The organism is uncultured Streptococcus sp., assembly GCF_905372115.1.
Taxonomy (GTDB): Bacteria; Bacillota; Bacilli; order Lactobacillales; family Streptococcaceae; genus Streptococcus.
In genome coordinates this window covers 1-19503 of the sequence record NZ_CAJPNR010000019.1, presented here as the reverse complement: position 1 = coordinate 19503, position 19503 = coordinate 1, and the positions used below count along the sequence as shown (strand labels likewise).

Annotated in this window: 22 protein-coding genes and 1 pseudogene; 2 read left to right on the top strand and 21 right to left on the bottom strand. The window is 42.7% G+C overall.

Features of this window, described 5'->3' with window-relative positions; genetic code table 11:
• Nucleotides 1-47: 47 nt before the first annotated feature.
• The 15 genes from trmD to lepA form a co-directional block, all read right to left on the bottom strand.
• Nucleotides 48-770, bottom strand: coding sequence for a tRNA (guanosine(37)-N1)-methyltransferase TrmD (trmD, locus tag QZ169_RS06730; protein WP_295505582.1), 723 nt, complete (start codon nt 768-770; stop codon nt 48-50).
• On the bottom strand, nt 760-1278 hold the full coding sequence (rimM, locus tag QZ169_RS06725) for a ribosome maturation factor RimM (protein ID WP_295505580.1): 519 nt from the start codon (nt 1276-1278) through the stop codon (nt 760-762). The genes trmD and rimM overlap by 11 nt, the downstream gene beginning before the upstream one ends.
• 76 nt (nt 1279-1354) lie before the next feature.
• Nucleotides 1355-2230 (bottom strand): alpha/beta fold hydrolase, encoded by an 876-nt coding sequence (locus QZ169_RS06720; RefSeq protein ID WP_295505634.1) that lies wholly within the window; start codon nt 2228-2230, stop codon nt 1355-1357.
• Nucleotides 2231-2253: 23 nt separating this feature from the next.
• Nucleotides 2254-2811: a putative immunity protein gene (locus QZ169_RS06715; RefSeq protein WP_295505578.1), complete on the bottom strand. Its 558-nt coding sequence runs from the start codon at nt 2809-2811 to the stop codon at nt 2254-2256.
• A gap of 237 nt (nt 2812-3048) precedes the next feature.
• A complete protein-coding gene (gene kphA, locus QZ169_RS06710) occupies nt 3049-3288 on the bottom strand; it encodes an RNA-binding protein KphA (protein WP_002895313.1) in 240 nt (79 codons plus the stop codon).
• Between the two features lie 19 nt (nt 3289-3307).
• Nucleotides 3308-3580 carry a 30S ribosomal protein S16 gene (gene rpsP / locus QZ169_RS06705; protein ID WP_002895310.1) on the bottom strand — a complete coding sequence of 91 codons (273 nt, stop codon included), beginning with the start codon at nt 3578-3580 and terminating at the stop codon, nt 3308-3310.
• 127 nt (nt 3581-3707) lie between these two features.
• Entirely contained in the window at nt 3708-4535 is an 828-nt protein-coding gene (locus QZ169_RS06700; protein WP_295505576.1) for a hypothetical protein, read from the bottom strand.
• Between the two features lie 11 nt (nt 4536-4546).
• Entirely contained in the window at nt 4547-5236 is a 690-nt protein-coding gene (locus tag QZ169_RS06695) for a YjjG family noncanonical pyrimidine nucleotidase (protein WP_295505573.1), read from the bottom strand.
• 205 nt (nt 5237-5441) lie between these two features.
• Nucleotides 5442-6368, bottom strand: coding sequence for a DNA repair protein RadC (locus QZ169_RS06690; protein WP_295505571.1), 927 nt, complete (start codon nt 6366-6368; stop codon nt 5442-5444).
• 53 nt (nt 6369-6421) lie between these two features.
• The gene (locus QZ169_RS06685; RefSeq protein ID WP_149565446.1) at nt 6422-7255 is read right to left on the bottom strand and encodes an AraC family transcriptional regulator; all 834 of its coding nucleotides are present in this window, start codon (nt 7253-7255) and stop codon (nt 6422-6424) included.
• 197 nt (nt 7256-7452) lie between these two features.
• Nucleotides 7453-7947 (bottom strand): YkgJ family cysteine cluster protein, encoded by a 495-nt coding sequence (locus QZ169_RS06680; RefSeq protein ID WP_002904626.1) that lies wholly within the window; start codon nt 7945-7947, stop codon nt 7453-7455.
• 167 nt (nt 7948-8114) lie between these two features.
• Nucleotides 8115-8759, bottom strand: coding sequence for a hypothetical protein (locus QZ169_RS06675; RefSeq protein ID WP_223322586.1), 645 nt, complete (start codon nt 8757-8759; stop codon nt 8115-8117).
• Nucleotides 8760-8864: 105 nt separating this feature from the next.
• Nucleotides 8865-9656, bottom strand: coding sequence for a nicotinamide riboside transporter PnuC (pnuC, locus tag QZ169_RS06670; protein ID WP_101771405.1), 792 nt, complete (start codon nt 9654-9656; stop codon nt 8865-8867).
• Nucleotides 9657-9984: 328 nt separating this feature from the next.
• The gene (locus tag QZ169_RS06665) at nt 9985-10617 is read right to left on the bottom strand and encodes a hypothetical protein (RefSeq protein WP_295505567.1); all 633 of its coding nucleotides are present in this window, start codon (nt 10615-10617) and stop codon (nt 9985-9987) included.
• Between the two features lie 44 nt (nt 10618-10661).
• A complete protein-coding gene (gene lepA, locus QZ169_RS06660) occupies nt 10662-12485 on the bottom strand; it encodes a translation elongation factor 4 (RefSeq protein WP_295505564.1) in 1824 nt (607 codons plus the stop codon).
• Nucleotides 12486-12607: 122 nt separating this feature from the next.
• Between lepA and QZ169_RS06655 the strand changes: the two genes are divergently transcribed.
• The gene (locus QZ169_RS06655) at nt 12608-13423 is read left to right on the top strand and encodes a Cof-type HAD-IIB family hydrolase (protein ID WP_295505560.1); all 816 of its coding nucleotides are present in this window, start codon (nt 12608-12610) and stop codon (nt 13421-13423) included.
• 78 nt (nt 13424-13501) lie between these two features.
• Here QZ169_RS06655 and QZ169_RS06650 read toward each other — a convergent pair whose 3' ends face one another.
• The 6 genes from QZ169_RS06650 to QZ169_RS06625 form a co-directional block, all read right to left on the bottom strand.
• Complete coding sequence (locus QZ169_RS06650) at nt 13502-13867, bottom strand: TIGR02328 family protein (RefSeq protein WP_295505558.1); 366 nt, start codon at nt 13865-13867, stop codon at nt 13502-13504.
• A gap of 51 nt (nt 13868-13918) precedes the next feature.
• The gene (hemH, locus tag QZ169_RS06645) at nt 13919-15013 is read right to left on the bottom strand and encodes a ferrochelatase (protein WP_295505556.1); all 1095 of its coding nucleotides are present in this window, start codon (nt 15011-15013) and stop codon (nt 13919-13921) included.
• A 195-nt stretch (nt 15014-15208) separates the two neighbouring features.
• The gene (locus tag QZ169_RS06640) at nt 15209-16492 is read right to left on the bottom strand and encodes a glycosyltransferase (RefSeq protein WP_295505554.1); all 1284 of its coding nucleotides are present in this window, start codon (nt 16490-16492) and stop codon (nt 15209-15211) included.
• Complete coding sequence (locus QZ169_RS06635; RefSeq protein ID WP_295505550.1) at nt 16461-17108, bottom strand: hypothetical protein; 648 nt, start codon at nt 17106-17108, stop codon at nt 16461-16463. The genes QZ169_RS06640 and QZ169_RS06635 overlap by 32 nt, the downstream gene beginning before the upstream one ends.
• Nucleotides 17101-18243, bottom strand: a complete 1143-nt coding sequence (locus QZ169_RS06630) for a glycosyltransferase (protein WP_295505546.1) — start codon at nt 18241-18243, stop codon at nt 17101-17103. The genes QZ169_RS06635 and QZ169_RS06630 overlap by 8 nt, the downstream gene beginning before the upstream one ends.
• Before the next feature lie 2 nt (nt 18244-18245).
• On the bottom strand, nt 18246-19016 hold the full coding sequence (locus QZ169_RS06625) for an SDR family oxidoreductase (protein WP_295505541.1): 771 nt from the start codon (nt 19014-19016) through the stop codon (nt 18246-18248).
• A 108-nt stretch (nt 19017-19124) separates the two neighbouring features.
• Between QZ169_RS06625 and QZ169_RS06620 the strand changes: the two are divergent.
• Nucleotides 19125-19503: pseudogene (locus QZ169_RS06620) on the top strand (peptidase T); the annotation flags it as partial.

The window sequence follows — 19503 nt, the reverse complement described above, 5'->3', positions numbered from 1 at the left end:
AATAAAGCAAAAACTCTTAGATCCTTTCTAAGAGTTAACTTTGCTTGTCAGTTCGATTGAGCTTGTCGAATTTCTTCTAACATTGCTTCTTCTTCGGCCGTCATCTCATATCGTTCCAGCAAGTCTGGACGTCTTAGATAGGTCTTTTTCAGACTTTCATAGAGACGCCATTTGCGGATATTTTCATGATGACCACTCATGAGGACTTCCGGAACGACCATACCCCGATATTCATAAGGTCGAGTGTACTGAGGATACTCCAAGAGCCCAGATGAAAAACTATCATCTGTATGACTGGCTTCCTTGCCAATAACCTCTGGTATCAGGCGAACGGTAGCATCAATCATGGTCATAGCCGCCAATTCTCCTCCAGTAAGGACATAGTCCCCAAGCGAAATCTCATCTGTCACTAAAGTCTTGATCCGATCATCATAGCCTTCATAATGGCCACAAATGAAAATGAGTTCCTCTTCTTTAGCCAGCTCCTCAGCATAGGCTTGGTCAAAAGTCCGACCAGCAGGATCCAGCAAAATCACACGAGGTTGCTTCTTTTCAATGGCATCATAGGCATCAAAAATAGGTTGCGCCCGTAGCAGCATACCCTGACCTCCGCCGTATGGCTCGTCGTCTACATGCCGAGATTTTTCAGCCTTTTCTCGGAAATTGTGGTAGTTGATTTCTAAGAGGCCTTTTCCCCGCGCTTTACCGACGATAGAGTGCTCCAAGGGTGCAAACATCTCCGGAAAGAGGGTTAAAATATCAATTTTCATCGTCCAGTCCTTCCGGTATCTCTACATCAACCCGACCTTGCTCAATGTCAATCCCCAGCACTACTGGCGGAATATAAGGCAGCAGCAAGTCGCGCTTGCCTTTACGTTTGACCACCCAGACATCATTGGCTCCTGGCTGCAGAATTTCCTTAATCGTACCAAGAAGAACGTCATTTTCATAGACTTCAAGGCCGATGATTTCATGGTAGTAAAATTCACCGTCTTCCAAGTCCGTCAAATCTTCCTCTCGGACTTTCAGAGTGAAATTACGGAATTTCTCAATGTCATTGATATGGTACATCCCCTTAAACTTGATAATATCAAAGTTCTTGACCTTGCGATGGCTGGCAATCTCCACATCCATGACAAACTGATCCTTCTTGTCAAACAGGGCAAGGGTATTGCCTTTTTTAAAACGCTCTTCTGCAAAATCCGTCACTGACAAAACCCGCATCTCACCTTGCAGACCTTGCGTATTGACAATTTTTCCAACATTAAAATAATTCATCTCGACTCCAACATATTATACTCTGCCTAGTATTTTATCATGATATAGGGGAATGTACAAGGGAGACAAGGTTAGATTAATTTTCCTTTAATTGATGATCTACTTCGATAAAAAATTGTTCCAAAATCTCATTAAATTCAAGTGGAGAATCATTCATAGGCTGGTGTTTCGTACCTAAAACAACTACCTGACGAGAATTTGGGTTAAGCGAGATGAGGTCTGAATATATTTTCTGCAAATGAGTAGGAAAGTCATGCTCTCCACGAATAAAAATCATAGGAGGATTGCCCTTATACCCTTCAATCTCATGCACTGCTAGAAACCCTGTTACTCCAAGATTGATAAAAATATCTCTACCAGTATCTAAAATTGCTTTCTTAATCAATTCTCGAGTCACTAGATTATTTGAGCACATTTTAGAATTTTTATCTGCAATTATTCTCCAAGGAATTGTTTTATACATAAGAGAACTGTACTTTATTCGATTTTTTTCTTTATCTGACATATAACGGTGCTGTCCCCAACTCCCAATCATGGCTAGTGCTTGGACACGTTCAGGATGACGATAAGTATATTCTTGCAATGGATTACCACCCCAAGAATGTCCTACTAGGATAGCCTTATCTAACTGAAAGTAATCTAAAATAACGCCTACATCTTGAGTTGCCCCTTCCAAGTCAGGAAGCCCTCTTTTCATTAAGGACTCACCTTGTCCTCTAACATTGGCAAAATAGAGGTCAAAATCTTCAAAAGCCTCATACTGATGGGCCCACATTTGGCTACGCCCACAAGCTCCATGGTAGAAAATAATATGACGCTTTTCTTCTTTTCTTCTACCTGGTCTATGATAAACAACCAAGTCACAATTCTCCGCTGAAACAATATGACGAATCAACTTATCATTTTTCTTATCGTAAAAGGCAATAGCCGATAGTAACTCCTCATTTTTTATGTGGTTCATATCCTTCATCATTTCTAATCTTTCTTTTCAATTTCAGCACTTTTCTGCCACTTAATAGCCAGTTCAATTTGCTGCTTTCTTTCACAGACAACTGCTTGCATATCATCCGGACTCTGTAGATTTATTACTTTGACGGCATAATCTGCCGAGACAATGGCATGACCTCGCATGTGGGCTGTTGCGACCGCTTGGGCAAAGACACGCGCGGCATACTTACTGAGTGATGATTTTGCTTGCTGCGACAGCTGCTGAGCTAAGAAACCAGTCTGCCTCAGCTCATTGGCAGAAACATTTCCCGAAAGTCGCGCTTCAAACACTTCCTGGACTTGAGTCAAGATTTGCTGTTTTTTAAGATCGTCACCAATATCTATCAGAGCTGTAAAGCGAGTGGCATGTTCCATTGCCCATTGGGCAAGCTGCTTCTGAGGAAGCTGGACCAAGATTTGTTCCAGTTCCAATCTTTTCCGACCGTCATCAAGAATCTTTAGCTTGTAAGGACTAGGTAGACTCACTTGTCCATTCTCATAACACTCTCGTTCGTGGGCGTTCCAAGCATAATCTTCTGACTTCATATTTCCTCCGTTTCCACGCTTCTCGCTTTCCTCGTTGAAGAAGCAAATATACGTAGTTCTCGTATACGCTCGATCTGCATCAATGCCCCTAAATTCAACTGCGCCTAACGGCTTGTTTCATTAAGGGTCTTGTACCCACGCTTCGCTGGGCATCAATTTCCCTAAGCTCACTTGAGAGCTGCACACTCAGTTCGCTAAGAGAAGTAGAAAAAACAGGACGCACTGGTCCCGTTCTTCTTATTTCTCATCAATAACGATGCGAACTTTTTTGTATTCAGTTGGGACAGAGTAAACAATCGTCCTTATAGCGGAGATAGTACGACCTTTACGACCGATTACACGTCCAACATCACTCTGATCAAGATCCAGGTGATATTCTAAAAATTCAGGTGTATCCTCAATCTTGATAGTTAAGGCATCTGGCTGTGAAATCAAAGGTTTCACTATCGCAATAATTAGATTTTCAATCGTGTCCATATGTCAACCTACACTTCTATTATTTAGAGTATTTTGAATCGTGGAATTTCTTCAATACGCCTTCTTTTGAAAGGATGTTGCGTACAGTATCAGAAGGTTGTGCACCATTACCCAACCACTCAAGGATACGGTCTTCTTTCAAAGTCACTTGGTTTTCAGCTACAAGTGGGTTGTAAGTACCAACTGTTTCGATGAAACGTCCGTCACGAGGTGAACGTGAGTCTGCAACATTGATACGGTAGAAAGGTTTTTTCTTAGAACCCATACGAGTCAAACGGATTTTTACTGCCATTATTAAGGTCTCTTTTCTTTATTTTTTCTTTTGGTGAAATAGCAGAGCTATTAAGCACATGTTCTATTATAGCAGATTAAAAACAGCTGTCAAGTTTTTTTCTTGACAGAGTTAAAAATTTTTTAGATTAGTCTTTTTGGTTGTTTAAAACTATTTGTTCAGAAAGGTTTTCATATTTTTTAAAAAACAATTTGACTGAAGCGTCTTTAGGAAAAGCACCTAAATCCATATACTTATTAATGGTCTCCGGTGCATAATACTCTGTGTCTCCACTACGACTATTATAGGACCTGCTTTTTACCTCGTCTTCTGATATATTTTTCTCATCCAGTACTTGGTCTGAATGAAATTCGAAAGACCATTTTAATAGGTCAGCTTTATCCATTTTTTGGACAATCTCTTTTAGCTTATCATGATTTTCTGGATTGTTCCTGAATTCGACTAAAAACTTACTATATAGCATGAGATATTTATTTAGACTTTCTGAATCATCAACCTTTTTAGAGGACGAAACGCTTATAGTCTGAAATAGAGCTCTGTCAAATCCTGATTTTTGCTGGTATACAGCAGTCATATCATCTTCCATTTCGCCCTCAATCTCATCAATTAAGCTAGTTATTTCTTGGTCTACCAAACAATCCAGTAGCTGATCTGCTGTTCTCTCTCCGTAAAATATCTCATAAAATTCGATTTTACTGCCTTTTCGATTTGGGTGGTATTTTAGAATAGGGTACTTTTGGATATCTTCCTCGGTGAAATACAAATCAATTGTCGCCCCGCCACCCTCATAATGATAACTGCCATCAGAACTAATCTTGACGGGCTGAAAAGGGAGCTTTTTAAAAAGGGACTTCGTCGTTCGTATGCTCTCGTCGACTTCTTCTTTCTTAGCATAACAGGCTGTCAGTAGCAACAAACTGGCAAGAAGAGAAAACAAGGCAAGGATTTTTTTCATTTGAAGTCTCCTTATGGAACCAATAGTCTGATAATGTCGTCATAAGAATAAGCGGTATAGGTCGGTTGAAAAAGACTTTCATTTTCTAGCTGCTTGGGATTGTACCAGATAGAGTCCAATCCAGCATTATTAGCGCCAGCAACATCAGCTGTCAAGGAGTCTCCAATCATCAAAGTCTGAGACAGGTCAAAATCTGTAATCTGCTCTGCTATTTTTTCATAAAATAAAGCTTCAGGCTTCTGAGTCCCCATCTTTTCCGAGATAAAAATATGATTAAAATAAGGAGAAATGTCGGAATGGGCCATGCGTTCGGTCTGAATAGCCGTGATGCCATTGGTCGCTCCGTAAATCTCATAATCAGCAGCTGTCAAGTTGTCCAAAAGCTCGCTAGCACCAGCGTAAGTTTGTCCTTGCTGAGCAATATGCTGCTGATAAAGAAAGGCCAGCTCTGCTCCATCCTTCTCAATGCCAAAATGGGCAAAAAGACGAGAAAAGCGAGTGTTGACCAGCTCCGGCTTGGTAATTTTACCCTGCTCCAGTTCCCGCCAAAGCCCCTTGTTCATGGGAATATAATAGTCTTTGTAGGTCTGAATATCTGTTATACCTTGCTCTTGCAAAAAAGCAGTCAGAGCAAAATCTTCAGCAGTATCAAAATCCAGCAATGTATGGTCAAGGTCGAAAAGTAGAAATTTGTATAACAAGGTAGAAATCCTTTCTGCAACTGTAGTAGCTTCATTATACCACAATGCATAAAAAACCAGCCGCTCAAAAATAAACGGCTGATTCTCATTTTATTTCACCACAGGTATCCAGAGTTCCATTTGATAGTCTGGCACCCCTGGTTTCAATCCTGCTGCATTACATTCTTTTATTTCCCAAACAGCATCTTCGTTTTTCTCACTTCTTCTACTCTTCTTTATAGTGAATACACAAATCTCTAAATTTACTATCTAACGCTGCAATATCAAACAAGACTTCTGATAGTTTCTGATAATCTTCCTTGATACAAAATAGATGAGCTTGGCCGAACAATCTTGCTAAATTTTCTTTTATTTCTGATCTGACAGCATCGTATTCTTTTAAGAAGTTGCTCATGTATAGATTTCTGATAGAAGCTAATTTGAAACTAAAGTATTGATGAAGATGCTTTTGTTCTTCATTCAAGCCATTGTCCGCTACCGACTTAGCATATTTTGCAATCACATTCTCCTCGCCGTGCTCATATCGTTGCTTCATCAGTATAGATGTTTTCTGGTAAATCTCTTTGGAAGTAGGAGATTTGATTTTTTTGAAGTTTCCCCACATGGAGAAAGAACCTCTTTTATAGTCGATATTTTTAGCTTCCCAGGCTTTTAAAAATTCTGAGAAACTCATTTTCATACTAGCAAAGCCTGCTGGATCATGGAAATAGATAAACTCATCATCTAGATCATAAACTGAAACAAAATGGTCCACCCCATACAAATGGATATGATTGGGGTTATAAGTCAGATAACCCATGTCCAAAGGGCCAAGAACAACTGACCCGCTGAGCAAGAACTTACTTAAGATCTCTCTGATAGAGGGAAGATTCAAATCATTTGAATCCTTTATATAGTATTCATCATATGTAAAACCCAGAATGTTTAAAGAATGGCTGATAGAACTATCTGGCATTCCATTATCAAAGAAAACTAAGGGGTGTTTTTCATCTTCCTTTACAATACTGGCGCCATTTCCCATTACCATAATGGCTTCCAAAAACTCAGGGCGAACATCATAACCGTACGAATGCAGCGCCATCGCAAGTGAATATGTATAACAAAGAGAAACGTCCCCAAAATACATCTGCATAGCATCATCCTCCTCTGTAATCAACGCCTAAAAAATGACTTGCAATCACCATTTTATTTCACCACTGGTATCCAGAGTTCCATTTGATAGTCTGGCGAGGACATGTCTCCCTCGGTGTAAACTTCAAAGTCTGGTGCTCCTGAGTGGCGATAGCCAGTTTCTGGGAAAAAGACTTCCAAAACATATTTCCAAGCATGGTGGATGCTGCCTGGTATAGCGCCTTTGACGGGTACGATGGCATATTCAGCTTCTGCGATTTCTTTGATTGACAGACCTAGTTCTTCTGCTTTAGCTTTATCCTTCACATCATAGGCAGCCATATAGTTGATGATTTCGCCTTCTTTGACATCCGAGCAGACACCAAAGGATTGGCCACTGCCCAGACTTTCTAGGCTTTCAAAGGTGTGATTTACATAGAGCTGCTCCCATGCAGACGGGCACTGGCTATTGTCAATAGCTTCCAATAGGACGCCTGCCACGGTAAAAGCAGGTTTCTTTTGAATCTTGATATCCATGTTCTTTCCTCCTGTAATCTTTAAGGATAATTGAAGTCTAGGAAAGACCCGATAAGGTTTTCCATTTCGAACTTCTGAGGGAGTAACACCATGGAATTTCTTGAAGGCTGCGCTGAAGGCATCCGCAGACTCATAGCCGTATTTCAGTGCTATATCAATGACTTTCTCAGATCTTTCCCGCAAGTCTGTCACTGCTTCTGACAGCCTGCGATTGCGTAGATATTCTGCTAAAGTCATATCTGCTAGGATGGAAAAGAGCCTGCTAAAAAGAGCATAAGAATAGCCTGATAATTGCTGGAATTTCTGCAAGTCCACTTCTGCATCCAACTTACTTTCCAGATATTCCATGGTTCGATTGAATTGATGCATCATATTCTTTTTCACCTCACAAAAGATACTAAGGCCGTTAAAAACAAAGTGAAAATAGGAAAATTGGCGGAGGGGCTCCTGCTCCGAGAAAATTTTATCTTTTTCACACAGCTTTTAGGCCGTGTTCAATTCTAACTATAGTCTAACAGATATAAGATACTTCCGCCCTAGAATTTTTGTACAAGATTTAGAGGGGGATTCTACAACCTATCCCGCAACTTCTCCACAAAGAGATAAGCCGCAGGACAGGTTAGGGTATTTTTGATTGTCAGATGATTAATCTGATGAATCTTCTTACGGTCTGTATGGGGAAATTCTCTGCAAGCCTTTGGCCGGACATCGTAGATTGAGCAAAGATTGTCTCCTCCTAAAAAAGGACAAGGCATCGCCTTGAAAACCTTGTCACCGTCTTCGTCCACCTGCAGAAACTCCTCTTCAAAAGCCGGCAGCTTCATCTTGAAATACTTGGCAATACGGACAATATCGGCTTCCTTAAAGTCTGGTCCCAGCGTCTTACAGCAATTGGCGCAGGCTGTACAGTCAATCTCCTCAAAGACCTCATCATGGATCTGCTGGGCAATCTTATCGAGGTTTTTTGGTGGCTTTTTCTTAAGACTGGCTAAAAATTTTCGGTGCTCTTTCTGCTTCTGCAGAGCTAACTGATGGTACTTTTCAAGGTCGATTTCTTGGGTCATATATTTTTCTTTCTGTATTCAAATTGTTTTTATTATATCATAAAATGAGCGCTCTTAAATGTTGTCAAACCCCAAAAATATGACATATTCCACCTCGCAAAAAAATCTGAGAACCAGTCTCAGATTTGCTTTTTATGAACTTAGAGAGCAATCATCACATGCGGTTGCTAAATGCTTTTTCCACCGTCCTTGCTGACGCTCCAAGTTTCTTCGATATAGGGGATAAACTCATACAGAGTATCTTCATCGCCTTCAAAGGACATCATATAGACCTTATCGCCTTGTTTGAAGACCCAAACCGTTAGGTTTTGAGTGGATTTTAAAACAACATTAATCTGAAAGGCTTCATTTCCAGCTACTGTACTCTTTGCTCCCCAAAAATCATCGACTTCCTTATTATCCTTCCAGTGGTAAGCGATCCGTTGGGCAATAGTTTCAGCGTTGAATTCTTCACCTTCTCCGATATTGGCTTTTTCTTTTGTATAAGCGTTCATCGTGACAATGTTATAGCCACTTCCATCCGTATACTGGACACTGTCGCCACCATCTACGTCTGTAAACTTAATCCAATTGTCAGGAATACTGATATAGCCATAATCATCAGAACCAACCCGCTGCGTACCCGTAGTCTTTGACGAATCTTTTTCTCTACGACTGCTACTACTTGTATCGCTGTCATCTCTCAGGGAAACTCGACTGGAAGAATCAGATGCTTTCCGACTGCTATAGCTCTTAATAAGGCTACAAGAGGACAGGGAGAGGCCGGCTAAGATTATCAGGGAGAGCAGAAAGTACTTCTTTTTCATGGTCATTCCTTCCTAAATCTAATAAATTTTACTAATACTAGTTTACCATATTTTTAGGACGAAAGGAAAGAGAGACATTGTCGCATCCGATTTCTTTTTCCATTTATAGGACTATGCTTTTTTAGCAGCCTTATTCCACTGGTACCATCCGACCAAACTGTTGATTAAATAAATCAAATATTTCCCTTGAATCTGAAGGCTTTCACCCCACCAGAGGTAAATAGAAAAAATATTGGTCGCTGCCCAGAAAATCCACTGTTCGCGATAAACAGCCGTCATCAAGATTTGCCCTACACCATTTGTCGCATCCGTGATTGAATCACGATAAGGACGATTGGCACCCACAGACTGATAAATCAAGCCAAAGACCAACCACCAAAGCACACTGAGCGATAGATACTTTGTCCATCCTTTAGCATCTAGCTTACGAGCAACAAACTCTTGCTTTTCTTTTTTGAACTGACCTTGGTAAATCCACACCAAGAGGCCAATTGGCTGCATGATGGTGAAGTAAAGAGTCGTCAGGACCTCGCCATAGAAGCCTTTCTGCAAAGCCAAAATCAAATAAATCACAGAATTGATCAAACCAAAGAGGTAATTGCTAGCCCGTCCTTCAGAAACGAAGATCACACAGATAATCCCAGTCAGACTGCAAATCATCCCTGTCCAATCCACGATGCGATGTTCATATATCAGCTCTAGCCAGAGCGGAAAACTCCCTAGAATCAAGAGATAGGCCCATTGACCTAGACTGCGATGAGCAAACAAATCGTCCCAGATAAGTTTCAAGGTACCAGAAAAGCCGAGCTTCTTCATGCTAGTCATCATTCGTTTGTAGCCACCAGACATTTCAGAAAGCGTCAGCTTCATGTTTGCGATTTTCTTTTGGATATAAGTATTCATTCTTTCTCCTTTTGTTTTTTAAGAGCCGTGTCAAATTGACTTACGGATGCAACGCTCTATTATTTTCGAACACGCACAAGGTTTGTCTCATACAGTGTTCACATTTTATCATATTCCTATTTCAAAAAATGTCAAGTAAAATCCAAAAAAGATTTCCTAACGTTCGGATTTTAAGAAAAGATCTACAAATTTTTGTAAGTCTTTTTACTTGGATTTGATAGTAGTCGAACGTTTTTTCGATTTATTGCTATATTTTTGTGAAACATAATTAGCTTCTACACTGAAAAAACAAGAGACTTAATAAATAAACCTCTTGTTTTTTAAACTATTATTCGCTGACTGCTCCCTTGCCATCAAGGCTCCAAGTATCTTTCATGTTTGTAATGAAATCATCAAGAGTTTCTTCGTCGCCTTCAAAGGATAGTATATAGACTTTGTCATCTTTTTGAAAAACTAATGTATTAGCAAGTTGCCCCGATTTCAAAATGATGTTTATTTGAAAGGCTTCTATTCCTGAGACAGTACTTTTAGAGCCCCACATCTTCTCAATATTATCTTTTTGACTCCAATTATAGGCTACATGCTGAGCAATTGTTTCTGCATTGAAAGTCTCACCATCTGCTACTTCAGCTTCTGCCTTGGAAACAGCATTCATGGTAACGATATTATAAGCAGAACCGTCTGTATATTGAATAAGTCCCTCAACCTCTGCATCAAAAAATTTAATCCATTTACTTGGAATATCGATATAACCAAACTCTGGAGAACCAACACGTTTTGTTTCTTGATTGGTTTTGTTCTTGCTTTTTTTAGAAGAAGAATTTGAAGACTTCTTTTTCACTTGTGCAATAGAACTAGTCGATGAGCTTGATTGTTCATCATTTTGGTCAGATTTGGCACAAGACATTAGAGTAAGTGAAGTCAATACAAGGACTGCACCAAGTAAGTACGATCGTTTCATGATTTTCCTCCTTTTTGGAACACGCTAACTAGGAATTAAAGAGATTATTCATCATCCATACTCAAGACACTGAGGAAGGCTTCTTGGGGGACTTCGACAGAGCCGATAGCTTTCATCCGTTTTTTACCAGCCTTTTGTTTTTCTAGGAGTTTGCGCTTCCGGGAAACGTCACCACCATAACACTTGGCCAAGACATTTTTACGCAAAGCCTTGATGTCTGTCCGAGCCACGATTTTCTGTCCGATAGCGGCCTGAATGGGTACTTCAAACTGCTGACGAGGTATGATTTTCTTGAGCTTGTCTACAATCAGCTTACCGCGCTCATAGGCAAATTCCTTGTGAACGATAAAGCTGAGAGCATCAACCTTGTCGCCATTGAGGAGAATATCCATCTTCACCAGCTTGGACGAGCGATACTCAGAAATTTCATAGTCAAAGCTAGCATAGCCACGAGTAGAGGACTTGAGCTTGTCAAAGAAGTCAAAGACGATTTCAGCAAGTGGGATTTGATAGATGACATTGACCCGATTATCATCGATATAGTCCATGGTCACAAAGTCACCGCGCTTGCGCTGAGCCAACTCCATCACCGCTCCGACAAATTCCTGCGGCACCATAATCTGTGCCTTAACATAAGGCTCCTCGATAGAATCAATCTTGGTCGGATCTGGAAACTCGCTTGGGTTGGACACATCAAGCGAAGCACCATCCGTCATATTGACCTTATAGATAACGGATGGCGCCGTCATAATCAGATCAATATTAAACTCACGCTCTAAACGCTCTTGAATGACGTCCATGTGCAGTAAGCCCAGGAATCCACAACGGAAACCAAATCCTAGCGCCTGAGATGTTTCTGGCTCAAACTGCAGACTGGCATCGTTTAGCTGGAGCTTTTCAAGAGCCTCACGCAGGTCATTGTATTTATTGGATTCAATCGGATAGAGACCAGCGAAGACCATAGGATTCATCTGCTTGTAGCCAGCCAGTGGCTCTGCAGCTGGATTGTCGGCCAAGGTCACTGTATCCCCGACCCGAGTATCCTGTACCGTCTTGATAGAAGCTGCGATATAGCCAACATCCCCTGTCGCTAAGAACTCACGTCCAATAGCCTTGGGCGTAAAGATGCCGACCTCAGTCACGTCAAAGGTCTTGCCATTGCTCATGAGCTGAATGGTATCTCCCGGCTTGACCACACCATCCATAACCCGCACTTGCAGGATTACCCCACGATAGGCATCATAGACCGAGTCAAAGATCAAGGCTTTGAGCGGTGCTTCAACATTTCCAGTCGGAGCTGGGACTTTTTCCACTATCTGCTCTAAAATTTCCTCAATTCCGATGCCAGCCTTGGCAGAAGCCAATACGGCTTCGCTAGCATCCAAACCAATCACGTCTTCAATCTCTGCCCGCACCCGCTCTGGATCCGCAGCTGGCAGGTCAATTTTATTAATAACTGGCAGGATTTCCAAGTCATTATCCAGCGCTAGATAAACATTAGCCAAGGTCTGAGCTTCAATCCCCTGAGCTGCATCCACGACCAAAATAGCCCCTTCACAGGCCGCTAACGACCGAGAAACTTCATAGGTAAAGTCCACGTGTCCTGGCGTGTCAATCAAGTGGAAGATATAGGTTTCACCGTCCTTAGCAGTATAATTGAGCTCGATGGCATTGAGCTTAATGGTGATACCGCGCTCCCGCTCCAAGTCCATGCTGTCCAAGAGTTGGGCCTGCATTTCCCGACTGGAAACCGTCTCAGTCGCCTCCAAAATTCGGTCAGCCAAGGTTGATTTCCCGTGGTCAATGTGGGCAATGATGGAGAAATTGCGGATCTTCTCCTGACGTTTTTTCAAATCTTCTAAATTCATTTTTCTCATCCTTTTAGGGTATTCTATTTATTATAACACAAGACCAGTAATTTTTCCTATAGACTCGGACTTTCTCTATAAATTATGCTATACTAGTCAGAGAATAATTTTGGAGACACTTTATGATTAAAATTCTTGCACTTGATATGGACGGCACCTTGCTCAACAGCAAAAAAGAAATTCCTCAGGCTCACATTGAGGCTATCCACCAAGCCATTGATAAAGGGGTTAAATTAGTCCTCTGCACAGGTCGCCCCTTGGTCGGCGTCAAGCCTTACTATGACAAGCTAGGTCTGGCACAGGAAAACGAATATGTCATCGTGGACAACGGCTGCGCTACACACCAGACCAGCGACTGGAGTCTGGTAGATTGGCAGGAGCTGAGCGGTCAGGATATCCGCTATCTCTACTCCCTGTCTGAAAATAGCCCTGTCCAGCTGACTCTCTTTGATGAAGAGCATTATTTCGTTGTCGGAGAAAAAGCTAGTTCCTATGTCGTGAATGACGCTAGCTTAGTCTTCACCACTCCAACTGAGATTAGACTGGAAGAGGCTTGCAGCGGTCAACACAGAATGTTTCAAGCTATGTTTTTAGGCAGCCAAGAACAGGTAGATGCTTTTGAAGCTGACTTTGGCCAAGAAATCTGCCAGCGTTTCAGCGGCGTTCGCTCCCAGCCAGTTATTTACGAGGCCATGCCGTCTGGTGTGACCAAAGCCTTTGCCCTAGAGCGACTGGCTAAACAATTGGACGTCAATCCTCAAAAAATCATGGCAATCGGTGATGCCAATAACGACATCGAAATGCTGGAATATGCAGGTCTCGGTGTTGCCATGGGAAATGCTTCAGACTATGTCAAAGGCCTAGCCGATGCCGTCACAGACAGCTGCGAGGAAAATGGGGTCGCAACTGCTATTGAGAAGTTTATTTTGAATTCGTAAAAGTCAAAAAAGAAGAGCAATGTCTCTTCCTTTTTTTGTTCTATAACCTTAATACTATGCCGTCTTGGCACTTGGAAATCAAAAAATTTCTATTCCTTTCTCTTTCAGATTTTCCAGGCATTCTTGCAGATAAGCTGCGTCATGCTCCGGATAAATGGGATGTTCGAGCTCCTCAGCTGGCAACTCATGGTAAGGCGGGCAGGTCTTGCCACGATAGTCCCTATCCAGCCAAAGGGTATCTGGCTGATAGCCCCGCTTCTGCATCTCCTCCATAATCAAGAGGTGATAAGCATAGAGGCAATAAGGACTGTGCTCAAAAACATAGTTGACCGTCGCATGCGGCTTGCCCCACCCTCGTCCACGCAAGGCTGCACACTCTCGGTGCTGGCCTAAAAGCTGCTGGCGCGGAAGTTTTTCAATCAAATCTTGGTGCCAAAGTCTCACGGTTTTCTCCTTCTAGAATAATCTTATAAAATCATCAACGAATATGAACAATCAACTCTTGGGCAGCTTTCCTGCTTTCTCCAGCATTTTTTTGACAAAATATGGCATCTTAACATTCTCGCGCCCTTTTTTCTCAATCAGTTTCTTGACGAAATCTGGCATTTTCAGCTCTTCATCCTCTGCAAGAATCTGGCTGCTCTCCTCCGACGGCTGCAATTCATCGAAGGTTTCTTCTTCTGGAAAACATTCTTTGAAGGGTTCATTCTCATGGCGGCGGATAGTTTGAATCAGGGCATCAATTAGACGGTCATCTGCATTGGGCATAGGCGGTCTATGATAGGCAACTCCCAGATCTTCGCAAAGTTCCTTACACTCCACGTCATTGTCAAAAAGGACCTCTATATGCTCACTGATAAAACTAATCGGCACAAAAATATAATGCTTCGGATGCGTTTCTTGCTGGCGCATATAGTCCAGCACGTCAGGTTTGATCCAAGGGAGTCCGATGTCACTCTCGCTTTGCCAAACATTGAGATAATCCTCTTCTGTCAGACCTAACCTTTCAGCAATCAAACGGGCATTGTCATAGATCTGATCAATGTAAGGATCTCCGAAATCCAAGGCCAGAATAGGCACACTGTGGGCTGAGAAGAAAATCTTGAAGGTCTCTTCTCTAACCTCTTCTGTAAGAATCTTTCTCAGCTCCTCTGCCCAATAATCAAGAATAGCTTCTTCCTGATACCATTCCTTAATGATATTAAAGCGGATGGAATCACTCTGGATAAACTTCTCATAGCCCATGACAGAATAGTAAGAAAAATGCGGCTCTAGAATCAAACAGATACAATCCTCAATACCATCCTCTTCCATCTGCTCAATCACATCTGGTATAAAAGGACGTGAAAATTTATTGGCAAAATAAACCGCATACTCGCCAGCCAAACGCTGACGAACCTTTTCCACCTCTTCTAGACTGATACGCTGCAGAGGCGTTCCACCGATGAGGACATAGTTATCATAGAGGGTCTGAATTTCATGGTCTTGCGGCCTGACACCGCGGCGAATGTTGGTAAAAAATTCAGCCACTCCCTCAAAGCTAATCTCCTCTGGCGAGCCAAAAGTCATCATTAGAATTGCTTTCTTCATTATCTTTCCTCTTCAGTCACTCAGAGAAAGCCAAGTTGACTTTCCAACGACTTTCTTGTAATCACTTTCATTTTAACATCTTAAAAAAGACTTGAATAGACCAAAAAACCTATTCCTTGAAAAGAATAGGGAAATTTAATAATTCAGACACTTTAATATTGGAAGTATGTTTTAATAGTTTGTTGAGTTTTCCAGTTATAAATCAACCTTAAGCAGGCGCCCCAGCTCCTGATAGAGAATCTCTGTAGGCTGATATTCTTTGCTTTGCTGGGCAAGGGTTTTCAACTGAGACCAGTCCGTGCGATCTGTCAATCCCTTAAAAAGGCGCAGCACTTCTGCATCAGTCTTTCTGCGAGCAACCAACCCCACCTGGGCTAGCTCAGCACGAACGGCATTGTCAAACTGGTCATAATCCTGCGGCAAAATGAGACTGGGAATCTCATGCTCAATACAGGCCATCATAATACCCGTTCCTGCATGGTGAATAGCAAGATCTATCTTGTCCAGAATATCGGTATAGGGCAGATAGTCAAAGAGCAGCAGGTTTTCCGCCAGTCTGTGCGGAGGATTACCCAAGCCACTAGCTTCTCCCAAGGTGACGTAAAAGAGGTAATCTGGGTAGAGCTGACTCAGCTTTTTCGCTCGCTCCACCATGCGCTCCTTCTCCCATTTCAAATGCGTACCGCAAGTCACTAAAACCCGCTTCTTATCGGTCTCAAAATAAGACTCATGTGCTTCAGGCAGACGATCAAAGGACAGGCATTTGTAGCCAACCCAGCGAAGCTGCTTAGGAAAATCGTCTCGAAACTCTAGCTCTTTCATGCCCAAAGCTAAGATAGAGTAAGGCGAATAAATGGCTTCTGTACCGTCTTCCCGATAGAGTTTAAAATCTTGATAGTCTCCCAAACTCTTCCGGACTAAAGCAAAGGCCATTTTCTTTCCACAACGAATAGCTTGCCTGCCTAAAGCATCTCTGAATTTGTACAAGACACCTTGGTGAGGTTTCCAGCCTCCTAAATAAGTCGGAGTTGTCGTCCGGCACTCAATCGCAACCGGACTCGGAATCGTGGTTATCCATGGGATGCCAAAGCGATCAGAAATCAGGCCTGCTGGTGAAGCAACAAAATCCGCTATGACCAAATTCGGTTTACCGCCCTCTCGCCAAATTCGATTTAATTCGTCTATAACCTCTGGAATTAGTCTAGAATTGGCCCGAAACTGCTGATAGGTAATTAAAGGGTTGCTTTGCTGCGGGGTATTGGCGATATCCTCCATCACCGTCGGTCTTTCTGGAAAGAGAGCCAGACAGTCAAAACCAATTTCCTCTACTAACTCTTTCTTTTGGCAGCCAGTGATGACCCGAATCCGAAAACGCGGATCCGTTAGCAGAGGCTTGACTAAGGTCAAAGTAGGCAGCAGGTGGCCACTAAATGGCACACTAATCACATCAATCTTTATCACTTTTTCTAATCCAGTCATAAACTAATCCTTTCACATCTTCCCTGTATTCATAATTAAAATGGTTGCTATCCACCATCACATCTGCTGGATGGCCATCTAAAAATCTGCTGTAAATATCCTTCCTGCCCTTGATGACCAGCAAGTCAATATCCTTGCGAGTTAGGAGTCTCCGTGAAACAGGCCCCAGCGCAATCACTCTCAGTCCGATTGGCAGATTTTCCTCAACCAAATCCTCCAGCCACTGGGTCAGCATATTGAGCCCCGAGCTTTTGCAGATAATGACAGCATCCTCAACACCCAGTAAAGGAGATAAATGCCGCTGCAAAGCCTCCTGAAAGCGAGAATTGTAGAGAGTGTGCCAATAGTAACGGATATTGGAAATGGAAGCTGTCAACAAGGAAACTTGGTTTTGTCTCCCGTGCTCAAATACCTGGTTAAACGGAAAATTGCTTGGCACCACTGAGAAATCTGGTGGACAAATCTGCTCAAGAAACTCAAGCTGGCCTGCAGTTAAACTAGCGCTCTCCAAATGGCTGCTGCCACTGAGAAAAAGCAAGACTTTGCTTGATTTTAGCAAGGTTTGGTCTGGCGACAAAGCATCCAACTTATCCAAGTACTGCTTCATCTTACTCATAGCGGATTTTCCCATCCGTCACTCGAATCTTCCTTCCCCGCCAGTTAATCACCCGCGGACTGAGCAAGACATAGAGGAAAAGCCAAGGCAAGACTAGGTCGTTCAGCACCTCGTAGAACACTTCATCAGGATACGGCCGACCAGTTAGGATAAGGCGACGATATGCCAGCATCCAAACCGCTTTGATCAAGAGCAAAAGCAAAGCCAGCAGTACAAAAGGCCAGCCAAGAAAGAAACTAATAAGCAAGGCTGGAAGGGGCAGGAAACTAGGTAGAGCAATTAAAATAATAACCTTCCAGTCCAAGTGCTCCTTCAGATAGATAGAGCTAAAAAGCAGCCATCGCTTCATTTGCAGCAGATATTGCTTGGCATCCTTGATAGTAGTCCGAACATTACAGGTCACCCGCGTCTGGATAATCTCTATTCCCTTGCTACGCAGAAAATCCGCCACAGCCAAATCATCACATAGGTAGTCTTTGATAGCACTGAAGAGCTTCTGCTCCCTAGCCAGTTCAAGTGGCAGAATGTAGAACATTCCATTAATCGAGTGGTTGGCTTTGACTTCTGCCATGGTAAAATAGGTAATAAAAGAATTGCCATTGACAAAAGCAGCTACTAGCTTGGACCAGAAATTACTTCGCTCCTGATTATAGGGAATGCCTGTCAAAATAACATTCTCACCTAGATGAGCTGCCAATTCTCCCATTTTTGAAAAATCAATGACGCTGTCGTCGTCGAGAACAATCAAATAAGGTCGAGTCAGCTCATCTATAATCTGCTCAATCTTATAACTCTTAGGATTAATCCCCTGGGGGACATCCTCCATGAGAAAAATGCGAATGCGCTGGGCATAAGAAGGATTTTGACAAATCTTGTCAGCCACTCGCTGCGCCTCTGGATCAGACTGATCAATCAGCCAGTAAAACTCCACTGCTTCTGTCTGCTGGAGATTGGCTAATAAATCATTTTCCAAACGAGGGTCACCAGATAGGATGGGCTGAACCACCGTATAAAGCTCCTCTTGAAAGTCCGATGAAGAGCTCTGCCCTTTTTTCAAATAAGCCAAAGACAAGAGCCAACGCAAGATAAAGAGAAGCAAATAGGCAGCAGCCAGCAGGAAAAAAATAAGTTTCATGATCAAAGCCCCTTTCGTAGATATGCGCCAGTCAAACGGATAATCCATCTTTGCGGAAGTAGCTTCATGAGCCAAGCCAGTAGTCGATATCTCATGCCCACTATAGCATAGGAACGGCCTTGCTGGAGCAGTCCGACGATGCGTTGTGCTGCTATCTCCGGGCTCATTTGCAACTGACTTCCACCTAAAGCATTCTGTAACTCTGGAGGAAAGATGGCAGTCCGAACCGGTCCCAGTATATAAAGACAAACTGTCATTTGAGAGCCTTTGAGGCGCAGCTCTTCTTGCAAGGCTAGACAGTAGGTCTGCAAAGCGGCCTTACTGGAGCTGTAAGCTGCCAAATAAGGATGGGGACAAAGCGCTGCCAGAGAGGAAAGTTGGACAAGTCTTATCTTGCGATTGCGCTCCGCAACTTGCTTGATCAGTCGAATCGGTGCTTGGTAATTGACCTGCCAGAGGGCCTTTTCATCTGCTTCTGAAAGAGATAGCGCCGGACCAAAATTAGCCAGACCGCAGCAATTAATCAGTAGATCTGCCTCTAACTGCTGAGCAAAATCGTCTACAGCAGCCGCATCCAGCAAATCCAAAACTCTGAAGGAAAGCTTGGCCTTGACTCCAGATAGATCCTCTTGCAACTGAGTGAGCTTAGCTTCATCTCTGCCAACCAAGACTAGCTGGTCTGTCCTTTGAGCCAGTTCCCTAGCCAGCTGACGACCTATACCTCCCGAAGCCCCCAAAATCACAGCTTTGCTGATTGTTTTTTCCATTTGCATAGATATAGTTTACCAGATTTTGCCTTTGCCCTCAAGAAACGAAAAACATTTCTCACTCTCTCCTGAATATGCTAAAATAGATTTAAATGAAATGAAAAAGGAGCATTTATGAAATATCCTAATCTGTTAGAGCGTTTTCTGACATATGTCAAGGTCAACACACGCTCAGACGAGACATCTACTACTACACCCAGCACCCAGAGTCAGGTGGACTTTGCCAAAAATGTCCTCATCCCTGAGATGAAGCGAGTCGGCTTGGAAAATGTCTACTACCTGCCCAACGGCTTTGCGATTGGAACTCTGCCAGCCAACGACCCTAGCTTTACCCGCAAGATTGGCTTTATTTCCCACATGGATACAGCAGACTTCAACGCAGAGAACATCCAGCCGCAGGTCATTGAGAATTATGATGGCGGTGTGATTCCGCTAGGACAATCTGGCTTTAACTTAGATCCTGCGGACTTCGCCAGTCTCCATAAATACAAGG